Consider the following 15,379-nt stretch of genomic DNA (forward strand, 5'->3'; position numbering starts at 1 on the left):
TCAGTGCTCGTGTTGTGCTCATCGCTGGCAAGCCAGCTCCCACGGGGATCGCATCAGGGCTGACAGGTGTTTGCCACAAGGTATGCAGCGCCTGTTAGAGCGAGCGCCGCCCGCGCGGCGCATCGCGAGCTGCGCTCGCTCCTACGTTTGTTTCGGGCCAATTATTCCTGTGGGATTTGCGCGCGAACGCCTTGGCGCATGCCTCAAAATCGCGTCGTGCGAACAAGGCGGCCGCGCGCATCTGGCACAGGGGTTACTGGCCCGAAACAAACGTAGGAGCGAGCGCAGCTCGCGATGCGCCGCGCGGGCGGCGCTCGATCTCACAGGCACTGAAGATGCAGCGGCTACCCTTGCCAGGAACCATAGAATCTCCCACAGGTACAGCGCCACCCTCAGGCCCTGTGAAATCCTTGTGGGATCTGGCTTGCCGGCGATGAAGCCGACGCCGGTCAGCGACGAGCGCCGCGCACCCCTTCCGCCAGTGCCGAGCACAGGCTCAACACATCGCTCACCGCCTGTTCGGCCGTGTTGGCCTGGGCAATCTTGTCGACCAGCGCCGAGCCCACTACCACGCCATCGGCCAGCCGGGCGATGTTCGCCGCCTGCTCTGGGGTGCGAATGCCGAAGCCAACGCTGATCGGCAGGTCGGTATGCCGACGCAGGCGGGCAATGGCTTCGGTCACGTGCTCGGTGGTCGCCGAGCCGGCCCCGGTCACACCGGCCACGGACACGTAGTAGACGAACCCGGAGCTGCGCGCCAGCACACGCGGCAGGCGCGCGTCGTCGGTGGTCGGGGTGGTCAGGCGAATGAAGTCGATACCCGCAGCCTGGGCCGGGGTCGCCAGTTCTGCATCGTGCTCTGGCGGCAGGTCGACGATGATCAGGCCATCGACGCCAGCCTGCTTGGCTTCATTCACGAACGCTTCCACGCCAAAACGGTGGATCGGGTTGTAGTAGCCCATCAGCACGATCGGCGTGGTGTGGTTGTCCACACGGAATTCACGAACCATCTGCAGGGTCTTGGCCAGGTTCTGGCCCGCTTCCAACGCGCGCAGGGTAGCGAGCTGGATGGCTACGCCATCGGCCATCGGGTCGGTGAATGGCATGCCCAGTTCGATCACATCGGCGCCCGCAGCAGGCAGGCCCTTGAGGATCTGCAGCGAGGCGTCATAGCCCGGGTCGCCTGCGGTAACGAAGGTGACCAGTGCCGAGCGGCCTTCGGCTTTCAACTCGGCGAAGCGTTGTTCTAGACGGCTCATGCCTGTTTCTCCTGGGTGGCCATGTGGCTCATGACGGTTTGCATGTCTTTGTCGCCGCGGCCCGACAGGCAGATCACCATCAGGTGGTCCTTGGGCAACTGCGGGGCGCGCTTGATTGCCTCGGCCAGGGCGTGAGCGCTTTCCAGGGCCGGGATGATGCCCTCCAGGCGGCACGTGGCGTGGAACGCATCCAGCGCTTCGTCATCGGTGATGCTGACGTATTCAACGCGCTTCACCTCATGCAGGTAGGCATGCTCGGGGCCGATGCCCGGGTAGTCGAGGCCGGCCGAAATCGAGTGAGCGTCGGTAATCTGGCCGTCATCGTCCTGCAACAGATAGGTGCGGTTGCCGTGCAGTACGCCGGGCACACCGCCGTTCAGGCTGGCAGCATGCTTGTCGGTGTGCACACCGTGGCCGCCGGCTTCAACGCCGATGATCTGTACGCTTGGCTCTTCGAGGAACTCATGGAATAGGCCCATGGCGTTGGAGCCACCCCCCACGCAGGCGACCAGGCTGTCCGGCAGGCGGCCTTCCTTTTCCTGCAACTGGGCGCGGGTTTCCTTGCCGATGATCGACTGGAAGTCGCGGACCATTGCCGGGTATGGGTGCGGGCCCGCCACGGTGCCGATCAGGTAGAACGTGTCGTCGACGTTGGTCACCCAGTCGCGCAGCGCTTCGTTCATGGCGTCCTTGAGGGTGCCGGTGCCCGCGGTAACCGGAACGATCTCGGCGCCCAGCAGCTTCATGCGGAACACGTTGGCCTGCTGGCGTTCGATATCGGTGGCGCCCATGTAGATCACGCAAGGCAGGCCGAAGCGCGCAGCGACGGTGGCGGTCGCCACGCCGTGCATGCCGGCGCCGGTTTCGGCGATCAGGCGTTTCTTGCCCATGCGCTTGGCCAGCAGCACCTGGCCGATGCAGTTGTTCACCTTATGCGCGCCGGTGTGGTTGAGCTCTTCACGCTTGAAGAAGATCTTGGCGCCGCCGCAGTGTTCGGTCAGGCGCTCGGCGAAGTACAGCGGGTTGGGGCGGCCGATGTAGTCGCGCTGGAAATAGGCCAGCTCTTCAAGGAATTGCGGGTCGGCCTTGGCCGCTTCGTATTCCCGGGCCAGGTCCAGCACCAGTGGCATGAGGGTTTCGGCCACATAGCGGCCGCCGAACGAGCCGAACAGGCCATTGGCGTCGGGGCCGGGGCGGTATTGGGACTGGGTCATGGGGCGCTCCAGGGCGTAAGCAATGAATGATGGGCTTTACTCTAACCACGACAGGCCCGGCTGAAAACCGATAAGATTGCGTAAACTTGTCAGGAAAACTCACAGGTAATGGCTCACGACCTCCCTCCCCTCAATGCCCTGCGTGCTTTCGAGGCCACTGCCAGGCTTAACAGTGTCAGCCAGGCGGCCGAGGCGTTGCACGTTACCCATGGTGCCGTGAGCCGGCAGATCAAGGTGCTTGAGGAGCATCTGGGGGTGGCGTTGTTCGTCAAGGACGGGCGTGGCATCAAACTCACAGATGCCGGGCTGCGACTGCGCGATGCCAGTGGCGAGGCGTTCGACCGCTTGCGCAGTGCATGTGCCGAACTGAGCCGCGACACCCGCGAGGCCCCGTTCGTACTGGGTTGCTCAGGCAGCCTGCTGGCGCGCTGGTTCATCCCGCGGTTGGGGCGTTTGCAGGCAGACCTGCCAGAGCTGCGCCTGCACCTTTCAGCCGGTGAGGGTGACCTTGATCCAAGGCGGCCAGGGCTGGATGCGCTATTGGTGTATGCCGAGCCCCCGTGGCCGGCAGACATGCAGGTGCATGTGTTGGCCGAGGAGCGAATCGGCCCGGTGCTGAGCCCGCACTTCTCCGGTTACCAGCGCTTGCAGGGGGCGCCAGCCAAAGCTTTGCTCGAAGAAGCCGTGTTGCACACCACCTCGCGCCCACAGGCTTGGCCGACCTGGGCGGCGCAGCAGGGCCTGGAGCCGGCTGCCATGCACTACGGGCAGGCTTTCGAGCACTTGTATTACCTGTTAGAAGCTGCGGTGGCGGGACTGGGCGTGGCGATCGCGCCGCAACCCCTAGTTGCCGATGACCTGCGGGCGGGCCGCTTGAGTGCGCCGTGGGGCTTTTCACCGACCCCGGCGGCGTTGGCGCTGTGGGTACCTCGGCGCGCCGCTGACGGGCGCGCCGAGCAACTGGCGCAATGGTTGCGGGCAGAACTGCTAGGGCAGACCGCTTAGTTGCGCTTGCACAGCAGGTAAGCTGCCAGCAAGCCCAGGGCGCCGATGGCTACACCGGCAGTGGTGTACGGGTGCTCCTGGGCATAGTCGCGGGTGGCGATGCCGGTCTGGCGGGTACGCTCCTTGACTTCCTCATAGGCATCGCTCAGCAGGCTGCGCGAATGGCGCAGGGCACTCTCGGCGTTGCTGCGCATGGCCTTGACTGATTTCTGGGTTTCTTCGGAGGCATCGTGCTTCAGGCTTTCCAGGCTTTTCAGCAGGCTTTCGATCTCTGCTTCCATGCTTTCCAGGGATGTTTTACGCAGCGAATTGCGGGGCATGTTGACTCTCCTTTGCAGTATGGACTCTATGAACTGCGACCCTTGGGCTGCACGAAAGTGCGATCGAACTTTCGCCCCTGATGACAGCTCGCAGGTAAACCAGGCTCGCACTGCCAGGCTGAATATCACTGTTACCCAAGGAGAGCGCTCATGACCGATCATCACACCTACAAGAAGGTCGAACTGGTGGGGTCTTCGCCTACCAGTATCGAAGATGCGATCAACAATGCCCTGGCCGAAGCCGGCCAGAGCATCAAGCACATGGAGTGGTTCGAGGTGGCCGAGACCCGTGGCCATATTCGCGACAACAAGGTCGCGCACTTCCAGGTGACGTTGAAGGTGGGCTTCCGTATCGCCAATAGCTGAAACACAGCCAAGCTGGAACAGGTTGCACTGATGGGGTATTAGGAACAGGGCGCCCTGGTGGGCGCCCCTTTCTGGTTTCATCTGCACAAGGAATGCAAGTGATGAACAAACTGATACTGGCGCTGGGCCTGATGATGCTGGCCGGTGGCGCGATGGCGGCGGGCAAACCCTGCGAGGAGCTGAAAGCGGAAATTGCCGCCAAGCTCGATGCCAAGGGGGTTGTTGGCTACAAGCTGGAGATCGTCGAAAAGGGCGACCCGGCGGGCAAGGTGATCGGCAGCTGCGAAGGCGGCACCAAGGAAATCGTCTACCGCCGCGGCTGACGCGGTGGCCCCTTCGCGGAGGCACTCGCGAAGGGGTTCACTCGCTCTTCAAAGCCTGCGCCAGCAGCTCATAAGCGCGGATACGGTCTGCATGCTCGTACAGGTCACAGGTGAACATCAGCTCGTCCGCCCCGGTTTGCTCCAGCAACACCTCCACTTTGGCGCGCACTTTCTGCGGGCTGCCGATCATCGCCAACCCCAGGAAGCTGCCTACCGCATCGCGTTCATGGGGCAGCCATAAGCCGTCCATGCTGGGTACCGGGGGTTTCTGCATCAGGCTCTGCCCGCGAATCAGCGCCAGAATGCGCTGGTACACCGAAGTGGCCAGATATTCGGCCTGTTCATCGGTTTCGGCAACCACCATGGGAATGCCCAGCATCACATAGGGTTTGTCCAGCGTGGTGGACGGTTTGAAGTGGTTGCGATACACGCGGATTGCCTCGTGCATGTAACGCGGCGCGAAGTGCGAGGCGAAGGCATAGGGCATGCCGCGCATACCGGCCAGTTGCGCGCTGAACAGGCTGGAGCCCAGCAGCCACATGGGCACATCGGTGTCGTGGCCAGGCACAGCGATCACTTTTTGATCATCGGTTCGGGGGCCAAGGTAGCGTGACAGCTCTTCGACATCGTCCGGGAAATCGTCCGGGCCACCTGCGCGGTCTCGGCGCAAGGCGTATGCAGTCATCTGGTCGGAGCCTGGCGCACGGCCAAGGCCGAGGTCGATGCGCCCCGGGTACAGGCTGGCGAGGGTGCCGAACTGCTCGGCGATCACCAACGGCGCATGGTTGGGCAGCATGACCCCGCCGGAGCCTACGCGAATGCTCGAAGTGCCCCCGGCGAGGTAGCCGATAAGCACCGAGGTTGCCGAGCTGGCGATGCCGTCCATGTTGTGGTGTTCGGCCACCCAGAAGCGGTTGTAGCCCAAGCGTTCGACGTGCTGCGCCAGGTCCAGCGAGTTGCGCAGCGACTGCGCCGGGCCGGCATCGGCGCGAACGGGCACAAGGTCGAGGGTGGAAATCTTCAGGTCACGTAGCTGCGTCATGGGGCCTCCGCAAGAATGATTGGCCAGAGGCCTTTATGACTCTGTATGGGCGTAATCGTTGGATTCAATGGGGGTGCGCAATTGCTCTGAACTTGCCGGGCGTATCTGACCTCTGAACCCATAGGCACGTAACCGAGTGACAAGGAGGCATCATGAAGAAGACAGCATCGGCGATCTGGCAAGGTGGTTTGAAGGACGGCAAAGGCCTGCTTTCAACCGAAAGCGGCGCCCTCAAGCAGAACCCTTATGGCTTCAACACCCGTTTCGAGGACACGCCGGGTACCAACCCAGAGGAACTGATCGGTGCGGCGCACGCGGGCTGCTTCTCGATGGCGCTGTCGATGATGCTCGGCGAGGCCGGGCTCACCCCGGACCGGATCGACACGGCGGCGGAAGTCACCCTCGACAAGCAGCCTGATGGTTTTGCCATTACCGCTGTACACCTGGTGTTGCGAGCCAAGGTGCCAGGCGCCAGCGAGGCGCAGTTCATGGAAATTGCCAACAAGGCCAAAGCAGGCTGCCCGGTGTCGAAGGTGCTCAACGCCAAGATCAGCCTGGATGCGGCGTTGGTGGGCTGAAGCGGCGCAACGATGGCAGTTTGCTGTAGTCTAACCAACGTCGGCAGCAATACTGCCTTTTCAGGAGCCGTTCCATGATTCGCGTAGCAATCGCCGTGTTCGCTTCGCTGGTCGCCACGTCTGCGCTGGCGGCGGTCAAGCCGTGCGAGGAACTGAAAGCCGAGATCGAGGCCAAGATCCAGGCCCAAGGGGTGGCTTCGTACACCCTGGAGATCGTGCCTAACAGTGAGGTCCAGGACCCGAATATGGTGGTCGGGACGTGCGATGGCGGGACCAAGAAGATCATTTACCAGAAGAATGATCGCTAGCGCTCGAGCATGAGTGGCCGCTTCGCGGCCCATTTGCGACAAAAGCCGCTTCCACAGGCCTCTGTAGGAGCGGCCTTGCGTCGCGATGGGCTGCGCAGCAGCCCCTGACTCGCAGCAGCTCCCCCACCGGCAGCACCCCCTACCCGCCGCCCCCCCGCCTACGGAATACAGAACACATCGCTAGGCTCATTCACCAGCACCGTGCGGCTTGCGTCATACAGCAATACCTGCGGCTCCATTACCGGCGCCCGCGCCTCCAGGCGATAACGTTCCCCAGCCTTGAAGTCATCGAAGCGCACAGTCAGGTAACAGGTACGGTCCCTGGGGTCGGTCAGCATCCCGCCAGAGTAGATCTCGTAATCGAAGCGCACGACCAGCTCATGCTTGCCGGGGGTTACCTGAAAGTATCGGCCGTCTTCCAGGCGCTTCCCGTCAAGGCGGTCGGCCATGATCACCCGGCCGGGGGTCATGGTGTACAAGTCGACCCAGGCTTGCTTGGGGTCGACCGGCGGCAAGGGGCTGGCGCAAGCCCCCAGTGCACTGAGGGCGATCAGCATCATGGGCTGGCGCATGGCAAAGCTCTCACTTGCGATTGGCACGTTAACAGCATAGCGCCGTTTGCGTGGTTAGGTGTGCTGGCAGCCCGCTGGCAGGCCCTGGCCCAGCAGTTTTTGTTGCTGGTCATACAACTTCACCCACGGGCGAAAGCCGATGCTCCCGGCCTGCAGCTGATAGCGTTGCCCGGCGTTGAAGTCTTTGAACGCCAGCTTTACCTGGCAATCTCGCCACAGGGGTTGGTCGACCGGGCCGATGTTGCTGGGGTTGACCGGAAACTGGTAGCGCACGGTCAACTCATGGCTGCCGGGTTGGACTTCGAAGTACCGGTTGTCGGCCCAATCGCGCTCATCGACCTGCACCGCGTGCAACGAGGTGTTGTCGTAGGGCGTGAGGTCGATCCAGGCCTGGTTCGGGTCTGGGTCTGGCAGCGTTGAACAGGCAGATAACAGCAACAGTGAACTGGCGACCCACAATGCACGCATGGCGAAACTCCCCCGTGGCGAGATAGTCTTGGAGCGAATCGGCCTTGAGCGAGTCAGACAGTCCCGATGCTTCGACTTTTTCTTATTCAGCGCTCAGGCCCTGGGCCACTCGACCGCGTTTTCACCCGTTTGGTTCCGCTGCTGGCGGTGCTTCTGCTGAGCGGTTGCAGCAGTGCGGCCTATTACGGCCAGCTTGCGCAAGGCCAGTGGCAACTGCTGCGCGCGCGGCAACCGGTGGAACAGGTGGTCGCCGACCCTGCTACCCCTCCCCTGTTACGGGCGCGCCTGCAACGGGCGGAACAGGCGCGGGCGTTTGCCAGCCAGCAGCTGAAGCTGCCGGATAACCGCAGCTACCGGGTATACGCCGACCTTGGGCGCCCCTATGTGGTTTGGAATGTTTTCGCCACGCCAGAGCTCTCACTGCAACCGGTGACCCACTGTTTTCCGATAGCGGGTTGCGTGGCGTATCGCGGCTACTACCAGCAAGGTGCAGCGCGTGGCGCGGCAGCGTTGATGCGTGAGGAAGGGCTGGATGTGTACGTGGGCGGGGTGGAGGCCTATTCCACCTTGGGCTGGTTCGACGACCCTATTCTGTCGTCGATGGTGGGCTGGGGTGACGAACGCCTGGCGACCTTGATCTTTCACGAGCTGGCGCACCAGCGCTTTTACGTGCAGGACGACACCGAGTTCAACGAGTCCTTTGCCTCGTTCGTCGAACAGGAAGGCACCCGGCAATGGCGCGCGGCGCGCGGGCTGGCTGCGGTGGGTGGCGATCAGGGGCAGCAGCGGGAGCAGTTTATCCAACTGGTGCTGGCCAGCCGCGAGCGGTTGCAGGCGATTTACGCCGGGCCGCTGGATGATGCGCACAAGCGCCAGGCCAAGCGGGCGGAGTTCGCGCGGCTCAGGCGTGACTACCAGCAGGTGCGGGACAGCCAGTGGGGCGGCGACAAGCGCTTTGACGCCTGGGTGTACGCGCCCATGAACAATGCCAAGCTGTTGCCGTTCGGGCTGTATGACCAGTGGGTGCCGGCGTTTGCGGCGGTGTTTCGCGCGGTTGACGGGGATTGGGGGCGGTTCTATGAACGGGTTGAGCAGTTGGGGAGGTTGCCCATTGCTGAAAGGAAGGCGGCGTTGCAAAAGTTGATGGCTGGCCGGTGAGACTTTGGGGCGGCGTTGTGGCCCATCGTCGGCAAGCCAACTCCCACGGGGATCGCATCAGGGCAGACAGGTGTTTGCCACAAGGTATGCAGCGCCTGTTAGAGCGAGCGCCGCCCGCGCGGCGCATCGCGAGCTGCGCTCGCTCCTACGTTTGTTTCGGGCCAGTAACCCCTGTGCCAGACGCGCGCGGCCGCCTTGTTCGTACGACGCGATTTTGAGGCATGCGCCAAGGCGTTCGCGCGCAAATCCCACAGGAATAATTGGCCCGAAACAAACGTAGGAGCGAGCGCAGCTCGCGATGCGCCGCGCGGGCGGCGCTCGATCTCACAGGCACTGAAGATGCAGCGGCTACCCTTGCCAGAAACCATAGAATCTCCCACAGTGACCGCATGGGCTGCAAAGCAGCCCTGAAGGCCCTCAGGCCTTGGTAAATGCCTGATGCATCTCGGCCAGCGTGGCGAAGTGGAAAGCCGGTGCTTCGGCCATCAACTCTTCCCGGCTACCAAACCCATAGCCCACCGCCACGGCTTGCAAACCATTGCTGCGCGCGCCGATCAGGTCATGTTTGCGGTCACCGATCATCAGCGTCTGCGCCGGGTCCAGCCCTTCTTCGTCCAGCAAATGGCGAATCAGCTCAACCTTGTTGGTGCGCGTGCCGTCCAGTTCGCTGCCGTAGATCACCTTGAAGTGGTGGTCGAAGGCGAAGTGCCGGGCAATTTCGCGGGCAAATTCCCACGGTTTGGAGGTGGCGATATACAGCGTGCGGCCCTGGCTGTTCAGGGCTTGGAGCAGCTCCGGCACGCCGGCGAACACCAGGTTTTCGTACAGCCCGGTCACGCGGAAGCGCTCGCGGTAGAAATTGACCGCCTCCCACGCCTTGGCTTCGTCGAAACCATAGAACTGCATGAACGCCTGCAACAAAGGTGGGCCGATGAAGTGCTCGAGGCGGGCCAGGTCTGGCTCATCGATGCCCAGCTTTGCCAAGGCATACTGGATAGAGCGGGTGATGCCCAGGCGTGGGTCGGTCAGGGTGCCGTCGAGGTCGAACAGGATGTTTTGCTGGTGCATGTACAAGGTTCCACGCGAATGCGCTCATTCAGGTTGATCGAAGCCTTCGGCCAGGTGCTGGTCCTTGAGCTTCACATAGTTGCTGGCGCTGTAGGCGAAAAACGCCCGCTCCTGGTCATTGAGCAGCCGCGCCTGTTTCACCGGGCTGCCCATGTACAGGTAGCCGCTGACCAGGCGCTTGCCTGGCGGCACCAGGCTGCCGGCGCCAATGATCACTTCATCCTCCACGATCGCACCGTCCATGACCGTGCTGCCCATGCCGACCAGAATGCGGTTACCCAACGTGCAGCCATGCAGCATCACCTTGTGACCGATGGTCACTTCGTCGCCGATGATCAGCGCGAAGCCGTCCGGGTTGAACGGGCCGGCGTGGGTGATATGCAGCACGCTGCCGTCCTGCACGCTGGTGCGCGCACCAATCCGGATGCGGTGCATGTCGCCGCGCACCACGGCCAGTGGCCAGACCGAGCTGTCTTCGCCGATTTCAACGTCGCCCAGCACCACCGCCGAACGGTCGACGAATGCCCTGGGCCCCACTTTCGGAGTGTGTTGCTGGAAGCTGCGAATGGCCATGATAGCGTCTCTCATCTGTGTCGATAGGCAGGCTGCCTGCTGCGGTCGGCGTCGATTGTAATTAAGATGGGGCAGTGTTTCTTCTGCCAAGGTATCCGAACCGTGAGTGCGAACAACCCGCTTCTGCAGTCCTACGATCTGCCGCCCTTCTCGCAAATCCGTGCCGAACACGTGTTGCCGGCGATCGAAGCGATCCTGGCCGACAACCGTAAAGCCATTGCCGAGATCCTCGAAAAGCAGGGCAGCAACCCCACCTGGGCCGGCCTGGTGCTGGCCATGGACGAACTGAACGACCGCCTGGGTGCGGCCTGGAGCCCGGTCAGCCACCTCAACGCGGTGTGCAACAGCGCCGAATTGCGCGAGGCTTACGAGTCGTGCCTGCCAGCGCTCAGCGCCTACTCTACCGAACTGGGCCAGAACCGTGCGTTGTTCGAAGCCTACCAGGCGCTGATCAGCGGCCCGGAGGCCGCCGGTTTCGATGTGGCGCAAAAAACCATACTCGAACATGCCCTGCGTGACTTCCGTCTGTCGGGTATCGACCTGCCAGCGGACAAGCAGCAGCGCTATGCCGATGTGCAAAGCAAGCTCAGTGAGCTGGGCAGCCGCTTCTCCAACCAGTTGCTGGACGCCACCCAGGCCTGGACCAAGCATGTGACCGACGAGGCCGCACTGGCCGGCCTGACCGATTCGGCCAAGGCGCAAATGGCCGCTGCAGCGCAGGCCAAGGGCCTCGACGGCTGGCTGATCACCCTGGAATTCCCCAGCTACTACGCCGTGATGACCTACGCCAGCGACCGCGCCCTGCGCGAAGAGGTGTACGCGGCCTACTGCACCCGCGCCTCGGACCAGGGCCCGAACGCTGGCCAGAACGACAACGGGCCGGTGATGAAGCAAATCCTCGACCTGCGTCAGGAACTGGCCGAGCTGCTGGGCTACAAGAACTACGCCGAGCTGAGCCTGGCGACCAAGATGGCCGAGTCCAGTGACCAGGTACTGAGCTTCCTGCGCGACCTGGCTCAACGCTCCAAGCCGTTTGCCGCGCAGGACCTGCAGCAGCTCAAGGCCTATGCCGCCGAGCAAGGCTGCCCAGAGCTGGCCAGTTGGGACGCCGGATACTATGGCGAGAAGCTGCGCGAACAGCGCTACAGCGTGTCGCAGGAGGCCCTGCGCGCCTACTTCCCGATCGACAAGGTACTTAGCGGCCTGTTCAGCATCGTGCAGCGCCTGTATGGCATCGAAATCGCCGAGTTGAAGGGCTTCGACAGCTGGCACCCGGATGTCCGCCTGTTCGAAATCAAGGAAAACGGCCAGCACGTCGGGCGCTTCTTCTTCGACCTGTATGCCCGTGCCAACAAGCGCGGGGGTGCCTGGATGGACGGCGCCCGTGACCGGCGCCGCACCGCCAGCGGCCAGTTGCAAAGCCCGGTGGCTAACCTGGTGTGCAACTTCACCCCGGCTGCGCCTGGCAAGCCGGCGCTGCTGACCCATGATGAGGTCACCACGCTGTTCCACGAATTTGGCCACGGCCTGCACCACATGCTGACGCGCATCGAGCATGCCGGGGTTTCCGGCATCAATGGCGTGGCTTGGGATGCCGTCGAGCTGCCTAGCCAGTTCATGGAAAACTGGTGCTGGGAGCCGGAAGGCCTGGCGCTTATTTCGGGGCATTATGAAACCGGTGCGGCCCTGCCACAGGACCTGCTGGACAAGATGCTGGCGGCGAAGAACTTCCAGTCGGGCATGATGATGGTGCGCCAACTGGAGTTCTCGCTGTTCGACTTCGAACTGCATGCCAGCCATGGTGACGGGCGTAGCGTGCTGCAGGTGCTCGAAGGCGTACGCGATGAGGTCTCGGTCATGCGCCCGCCGGCGTACAACCGTTTCCCCAACAGCTTTGCGCACATCTTTGCTGGCGGTTACGCAGCGGGTTACTACAGCTACAAGTGGGCTGAAGTGCTGTCGGCCGACGCTTTCTCGCGCTTCGAGGAAGAAGGCGTGCTGAATGCCGAAACCGGCCGCGCCTTCCGCGAAGCGATCCTGGCGCGCGGCGGCTCGCGCGAGCCCATGGAACTGTTCGTCGACTTCCGTGGCCGTGAGCCTTCCATTGATGCATTGCTGCGCCACAGTGGCTTGGCCGAGGCCGCTGCGGCATGAGTGAGGTAGTCGTGAACAAGACCAAGAAGCGCTTTATTGCCGGGGCTGTATGCCCGGCATGCAGCCAGCCCGACAAACTGATGATGTGGAGCGAAGACGACGTACCGCACCGTGAGTGCGTGGCCTGCGGCTTTACCGATACGCTCAACGAACAGGGCTTGTCGGTGCCCAAGGAGTTGGGGACACGGGTCAACCACCTCGAGCCGAAAACCCCTGCGGCCAAGGTACAGACGGTGCAGTTCTTCCCTAATCCGAAGTTGAAGAAACCCGCAGAGTAAGGGTACAGGGCGTTACATAGAGCTTCTGCGGGGTAACAGGGGGCTGGCTACAGTGTCGGCCCCTGACTTGCCCCTGAGGTGCTTCGTGAATCACGGCCTTGCTCGAATTGCCCATGGCTTGCTCGACTACCCGTCGCTACGGCCCGAGCAGCTCCAACCCGTCTTCTTGTCCATTCGCGACGCCAATGTCGCGGCGCTCGAACAGATCATCGAACACTGCGGCCCGGCGCCAGGTTGGGATAGCTTGGTGCTGGCCGTCGAGCAGCTTGACCAGCGGCTGGAAGACCTGCTGCACATGCTCGTGCCGTTGGTGTACGAAAGCCAGGCATGGGCTGTGGAGGTCGATGCTTGTAATCAATTGCTGCTCGACTGGGCGCGATACAAGCACGAGCACTCAAGGTTGTATGAAGCCTACCAGCGCCTCGATCCCGCGCAGCTGGATGACGAGCGCCAGGCTGTGCTCAAACTGATCCTCAGGGCGTTCCGCCACGCCGGCCATGGTTTGGGCGCTGGCGCGCGCGAGCAACTGCACACCACCGAGCAGGCGATCGTCGGGTTGGCACCCCGATGTGCAGGTACTGGAGGTAATGGACGGGCATGCCCGCCTAGGGCATATCTACCTGGATGCCTACCAACGCCCAGGCAAGCTGCCCTGGCCGTACAGTTATCCCATGCGCCAGCGCCATGTGGAGGCCGACGGTGTGGTGACGTTGCCGGCCGTTCTGCTTTCCTGCTGTTTCGAGCTGCAGCCTGGGCAAGTCACGCCCAACTTGGATCACGCAGACCTTTGCAAGCTGTTCCACGAGGCGGGCCATGCCCTGCATCAGTTGCTGGTCACCAACCAGCACCGGCGCCTCAATCGCACCGCCACTTCCGCGCTGGGCGCCGATGCCTGCGAATTCGTCGGCACCTTGCTCGAACAGTGGTGCTGGTCTGCCCCGGCACTGTTGGCGTTGCCGCAGCCGGAAACGGGTGCGCCACCAGTGCCATTGCCCCAGATGCAGCAGTGGCTCGCTGGCAAACGTCGTTTCCAGGCGGTGGCGGAAGCCGAGCAACTGCGGCTGTGCTGGTTCGATCTCGTCGCGCATTGCGACGATCGCGCCCGCCACGACCTTCGCCAACTGGCGATTGCCGCAACCCAGCAGGTCGGCTTGCCGCAAGCCTTCGCCCAGGACAGGTTTGCCGAAGGGTTCGATTACATGGTCACGGGTTATGAAGCGGGTTATTACTGCTACAAGTGGGCGCAGGTCCATGCCATTGACGCGTTCAGCGCATTCGAGGCGGCCGACGCCGATGATCGGGCGCTGGGCCGCCGCCTGCGCGACGAAATCCTGGCCAAGGGCGGAATGCGCCGGATGACGGCGTCGTTCAACGCATTCGCCGGCAGGCCCATGTCGCTGGAGCCGTACGCAAGGCGCCACTTGTCTCCCTGACAACAAGGGTGAAGGCGCTGCTGGTAATATACTGTATGCATAACCAGTAAGGGACTAACAGCATGGATCCTGTTCGCGGTCGTGGTACCCGCCATAACCCACACAATCGTTTTGCACCACGCCAGTCGGTGCTCGAAGACGATGGCTGGTATCAGGAGGTGCCCGTTACCCAAGGCACCGAGGTCAGGGCTGAAACCGCCAAGACCATCATCGCGCGCAATACTTCCCCTGACCTGCCCTTCGACCGCTCGATCAACCCCTACCGCGGTTGCGAGCATGGCTGTATCTACTGCTATGCCCGCCCGTCCCATGCCTACTGGGATCTGTCCCCAGGCCTGGACTTCGAAACCAAGCTGATCGCCAAGACCAACGCCGCCGAGGTACTGGTGCAGCAGTTGAGCAAACCTGGGTATAAGTGTGCACCGATCAACCTGGGCTCCAACACTGACCCTTACCAGCCCATCGAGCGCGAGCAACTGCTGACTCGGCGCCTGCTTGAGGTACTGCTGCGTTTTCGCCACCCGGTGACCATCGTCACCAAAGGGGCCCTGGTGCTGCGCGACCTCGACCTGCTCGCCGACATGGCCCGCCAGCGCCTGGTGCGGGTGATGATCAGCCTGACTACGCTGGACGATGACCTCAAGCGGGTGCTCGAGCCCCGGGCGGCAGCGCCAGGGGCAAGGTTGCGGGCCATTCGTGTGCTGCGCGAAGCAGGCGTGCCGGTGGGCGTGTTGTGCTCGCCGATGATACCGATGATCAACGACAGCGAACTGGAGCGCCTGTTGGAAGCGGCCAAGGCGGCCGGGGCGCAGAGCGCGGCGTACATGCTGCTGCGCCTGCCGCTGGAGGTGGCGCCGCTGTTCGAGCAGTGGTTGCACGACCATTACCCACAGCGAGCTGCGCATGTGCTGAGCCTGATCCGCCAGAGCCGCGATGGCGAGCTGTACGACAGCCGCTTTGGCACACGCATGCGGGGTGAGGGGGTATTTGCCGAGTTGCTGGCGCAGCGTTTCGCCAAGGCGATGAAACGCCTGGCGTTCGAAGGGCGCGAGTCACAGGTGCTGGATTGCTCGGCCTTTTCCCCGCCGGGCGAGCAGATGGCACTGTTCTGACAGCCAAGGTAAACACGCCCTACAGAAAGCCTCACTAATGGCAGCCAATAATTACGCTAATACATATTGGCAGTTGATGTTTTTTTGCTATTATTCAGATCCCGCCTTTTATATCTGGAACGCCCGTTCTAGAGCCCTCGAATTAAGT

General features: G+C 62.7%; 20 protein-coding genes. 10 read left to right on the forward strand and 10 right to left on the reverse strand.

Annotated elements, in window-relative coordinates; all coding sequences use genetic code 11:
* Nucleotides 1-449 precede the first annotated feature (449 nt).
* Together trpA and trpB are read right to left on the reverse strand one after the other, a co-directional pair.
* A complete protein-coding gene (trpA, locus tag AACG97_RS00805; RefSeq protein ID WP_009682176.1) occupies nt 450-1,259 on the reverse strand; it encodes a tryptophan synthase subunit alpha in 810 nt (269 codons plus the stop codon).
* A complete protein-coding gene (gene trpB, locus AACG97_RS00810; RefSeq protein ID WP_110680017.1) occupies nt 1,256-2,473 on the reverse strand; it encodes a tryptophan synthase subunit beta in 1,218 nt (405 codons plus the stop codon). Before trpB ends, trpA begins: the two co-directional genes overlap by 4 nt.
* Nucleotides 2,474-2,581: 108 nt before the next feature.
* Between trpB and AACG97_RS00815 the strand changes: the two genes are divergently transcribed.
* Entirely contained in the window at nt 2,582-3,478 is an 897-nt protein-coding gene (locus AACG97_RS00815) for a LysR family transcriptional regulator (RefSeq protein WP_115293195.1), read from the forward strand.
* On the opposite strand, the gene AACG97_RS00820 is transcribed toward AACG97_RS00815, so the two are convergent.
* Nucleotides 3,475-3,798 (reverse strand): DUF883 family protein, encoded by a 324-nt coding sequence (locus AACG97_RS00820; RefSeq protein ID WP_009682179.1) that lies wholly within the window; start codon nt 3,796-3,798, stop codon nt 3,475-3,477. The two genes, AACG97_RS00815 and AACG97_RS00820, sit on opposite strands and share 4 nt — an antisense overlap.
* Nucleotides 3,799-3,948: 150 nt before the next feature.
* On the opposite strand from AACG97_RS00820, the gene AACG97_RS00825 reads away from it, so the two are divergent.
* Together AACG97_RS00825 and AACG97_RS00830 are read left to right on the forward strand one after the other, a co-directional pair.
* Nucleotides 3,949-4,164, forward strand: a complete 216-nt coding sequence (locus tag AACG97_RS00825; protein ID WP_009682180.1) for a dodecin — start codon at nt 3,949-3,951, stop codon at nt 4,162-4,164.
* Nucleotides 4,165-4,265: 101 nt separating this feature from the next.
* Nucleotides 4,266-4,487 (forward strand): DUF1161 domain-containing protein, encoded by a 222-nt coding sequence (locus tag AACG97_RS00830; protein WP_009682181.1) that lies wholly within the window; start codon nt 4,266-4,268, stop codon nt 4,485-4,487.
* Between the two features lie 37 nt (nt 4,488-4,524).
* Here the strand turns inward: AACG97_RS00830 and AACG97_RS00835 are convergent, their stop codons facing one another.
* Nucleotides 4,525-5,529 (reverse strand): LLM class flavin-dependent oxidoreductase, encoded by a 1,005-nt coding sequence (locus AACG97_RS00835; protein WP_009682182.1) that lies wholly within the window; start codon nt 5,527-5,529, stop codon nt 4,525-4,527.
* 152 nt (nt 5,530-5,681) lie between these two features.
* On the opposite strand from AACG97_RS00835, the gene AACG97_RS00840 reads away from it, so the two are divergent.
* A complete protein-coding gene (locus AACG97_RS00840) occupies nt 5,682-6,107 on the forward strand; it encodes an OsmC family protein (RefSeq protein WP_009682183.1) in 426 nt (141 codons plus the stop codon).
* Between the two features lie 74 nt (nt 6,108-6,181).
* Entirely contained in the window at nt 6,182-6,415 is a 234-nt protein-coding gene (locus tag AACG97_RS00845; protein ID WP_009682184.1) for a DUF1161 domain-containing protein, read from the forward strand.
* Between the two features lie 158 nt (nt 6,416-6,573).
* Here AACG97_RS00845 and AACG97_RS00850 read toward each other — a convergent pair whose 3' ends face one another.
* Both AACG97_RS00850 and AACG97_RS00855 read right to left on the reverse strand, forming a co-directional pair.
* Nucleotides 6,574-6,987 carry a PA0061/PA0062 family lipoprotein gene (locus AACG97_RS00850; protein ID WP_054906239.1) on the reverse strand — a complete coding sequence of 138 codons (414 nt, stop codon included), beginning with the start codon at nt 6,985-6,987 and terminating at the stop codon, nt 6,574-6,576.
* Between the two features lie 54 nt (nt 6,988-7,041).
* A complete protein-coding gene (locus AACG97_RS00855) occupies nt 7,042-7,455 on the reverse strand; it encodes a PA0061/PA0062 family lipoprotein (RefSeq protein WP_009682186.1) in 414 nt (137 codons plus the stop codon).
* Nucleotides 7,456-7,539: 84 nt separating this feature from the next.
* Between AACG97_RS00855 and AACG97_RS00860 the strand changes: the two genes are divergently transcribed.
* Nucleotides 7,540-8,613, forward strand: a complete 1,074-nt coding sequence (locus AACG97_RS00860) for an aminopeptidase (RefSeq protein ID WP_033690278.1) — start codon at nt 7,540-7,542, stop codon at nt 8,611-8,613.
* Nucleotides 8,614-9,030: 417 nt separating this feature from the next.
* Here AACG97_RS00860 and AACG97_RS00865 read toward each other — a convergent pair whose 3' ends face one another.
* Together AACG97_RS00865 and AACG97_RS00870 are read right to left on the reverse strand one after the other, a co-directional pair.
* Nucleotides 9,031-9,681 carry an HAD family hydrolase gene (locus tag AACG97_RS00865; protein WP_009683618.1) on the reverse strand — a complete coding sequence of 217 codons (651 nt, stop codon included), beginning with the start codon at nt 9,679-9,681 and terminating at the stop codon, nt 9,031-9,033.
* A 24-nt stretch (nt 9,682-9,705) separates the two neighbouring features.
* The gene (locus AACG97_RS00870; protein ID WP_115293197.1) at nt 9,706-10,254 is read right to left on the reverse strand and encodes a gamma carbonic anhydrase family protein; all 549 of its coding nucleotides are present in this window, start codon (nt 10,252-10,254) and stop codon (nt 9,706-9,708) included.
* A gap of 66 nt (nt 10,255-10,320) precedes the next feature.
* Between AACG97_RS00870 and prlC the strand changes: the two genes are divergently transcribed.
* Both prlC and AACG97_RS00880 read left to right on the forward strand, forming a co-directional pair.
* The gene (prlC, locus tag AACG97_RS00875) at nt 10,321-12,408 is read left to right on the forward strand and encodes an oligopeptidase A (RefSeq protein ID WP_232555168.1); all 2,088 of its coding nucleotides are present in this window, start codon (nt 10,321-10,323) and stop codon (nt 12,406-12,408) included.
* The gene (locus AACG97_RS00880; protein ID WP_197886086.1) at nt 12,405-12,686 is read left to right on the forward strand and encodes a YheV family putative zinc ribbon protein; all 282 of its coding nucleotides are present in this window, start codon (nt 12,405-12,407) and stop codon (nt 12,684-12,686) included. The genes prlC and AACG97_RS00880 overlap by 4 nt, the downstream gene beginning before the upstream one ends.
* Before the next feature lie 136 nt (nt 12,687-12,822).
* Here the strand turns inward: AACG97_RS00880 and AACG97_RS00885 are convergent, their stop codons facing one another.
* Both AACG97_RS00885 and AACG97_RS00890 read right to left on the reverse strand, forming a co-directional pair.
* Nucleotides 12,823-13,074: a hypothetical protein gene (locus tag AACG97_RS00885; RefSeq protein WP_225786169.1), complete on the reverse strand. Its 252-nt coding sequence runs from the start codon at nt 13,072-13,074 to the stop codon at nt 12,823-12,825.
* Between the two features lie 6 nt (nt 13,075-13,080).
* Nucleotides 13,081-13,212: a hypothetical protein gene (locus AACG97_RS00890; protein WP_263975069.1), complete on the reverse strand. Its 132-nt coding sequence runs from the start codon at nt 13,210-13,212 to the stop codon at nt 13,081-13,083.
* 61 nt (nt 13,213-13,273) lie between these two features.
* Between AACG97_RS00890 and AACG97_RS00895 the strand changes: the two genes are divergently transcribed.
* Both AACG97_RS00895 and AACG97_RS00900 read left to right on the forward strand, forming a co-directional pair.
* Complete coding sequence (locus tag AACG97_RS00895; protein ID WP_232109486.1) at nt 13,274-14,119, forward strand: M3 family metallopeptidase; 846 nt, start codon at nt 13,274-13,276, stop codon at nt 14,117-14,119.
* 62 nt (nt 14,120-14,181) lie between these two features.
* The gene (locus AACG97_RS00900) at nt 14,182-15,231 is read left to right on the forward strand and encodes a PA0069 family radical SAM protein (protein WP_009683613.1); all 1,050 of its coding nucleotides are present in this window, start codon (nt 14,182-14,184) and stop codon (nt 15,229-15,231) included.
* The last annotated feature ends 148 nt before the right edge of the window (nt 15,232-15,379 follow it).

The organism is Pseudomonas sp. Nvir (assembly GCF_963778085.1).
In the GTDB taxonomy this organism is placed as follows: Bacteria; Pseudomonadota; Gammaproteobacteria; order Pseudomonadales; family Pseudomonadaceae; genus Aquipseudomonas; species Aquipseudomonas juntendi.

Bases quoted from the DNA above. Each gene is read 5' to 3' on its own strand.
- AACG97_RS00870 (WP_115293197.1), bottom strand. From the start codon at position 10,254: ATGGCCATTCGCAGCTTCCAGCAACACACTCCGAAAGTGGGGCCCAGG.
- AACG97_RS00835 (WP_009682182.1), bottom strand. From the start codon at position 5,529: ATGACGCAGCTACGTGACCTGAAGATTTCCACCCTCGACCTTGTGCCC.
- AACG97_RS00815 (WP_115293195.1), top strand. From the start codon at position 2,582: ATGGCTCACGACCTCCCTCCCCTCAATGCCCTGCGTGCTTTCGAGGCC.
- trpB (WP_110680017.1), bottom strand. From the start codon at position 2,473: ATGACCCAGTCCCAATACCGCCCCGGCCCCGACGCCAATGGCCTGTTC.
- AACG97_RS00895 (WP_232109486.1), top strand. From the start codon at position 13,274: ATGGACGGGCATGCCCGCCTAGGGCATATCTACCTGGATGCCTACCAA.
- AACG97_RS00820 (WP_009682179.1), bottom strand. From the start codon at position 3,798: ATGCCCCGCAATTCGCTGCGTAAAACATCCCTGGAAAGCATGGAAGCA.
- AACG97_RS00850 (WP_054906239.1), bottom strand. From the start codon at position 6,987: ATGCGCCAGCCCATGATGCTGATCGCCCTCAGTGCACTGGGGGCTTGC.
- trpA (WP_009682176.1), bottom strand. From the start codon at position 1,259: ATGAGCCGTCTAGAACAACGCTTCGCCGAGTTGAAAGCCGAAGGCCGC.
- AACG97_RS00840 (WP_009682183.1), top strand. From the start codon at position 5,682: ATGAAGAAGACAGCATCGGCGATCTGGCAAGGTGGTTTGAAGGACGGC.
- AACG97_RS00825 (WP_009682180.1), top strand. From the start codon at position 3,949: ATGACCGATCATCACACCTACAAGAAGGTCGAACTGGTGGGGTCTTCG.
- AACG97_RS00865 (WP_009683618.1), bottom strand. From the start codon at position 9,681: ATGCACCAGCAAAACATCCTGTTCGACCTCGACGGCACCCTGACCGAC.
- AACG97_RS00880 (WP_197886086.1), top strand. From the start codon at position 12,405: ATGAGTGAGGTAGTCGTGAACAAGACCAAGAAGCGCTTTATTGCCGGG.
- AACG97_RS00855 (WP_009682186.1), bottom strand. From the start codon at position 7,455: ATGCGTGCATTGTGGGTCGCCAGTTCACTGTTGCTGTTATCTGCCTGT.
- AACG97_RS00900 (WP_009683613.1), top strand. From the start codon at position 14,182: ATGGATCCTGTTCGCGGTCGTGGTACCCGCCATAACCCACACAATCGT.
- prlC (WP_232555168.1), top strand. From the start codon at position 10,321: ATGGGGCAGTGTTTCTTCTGCCAAGGTATCCGAACCGTGAGTGCGAAC.
- AACG97_RS00845 (WP_009682184.1), top strand. From the start codon at position 6,182: ATGATTCGCGTAGCAATCGCCGTGTTCGCTTCGCTGGTCGCCACGTCT.
- AACG97_RS00830 (WP_009682181.1), top strand. From the start codon at position 4,266: ATGAACAAACTGATACTGGCGCTGGGCCTGATGATGCTGGCCGGTGGC.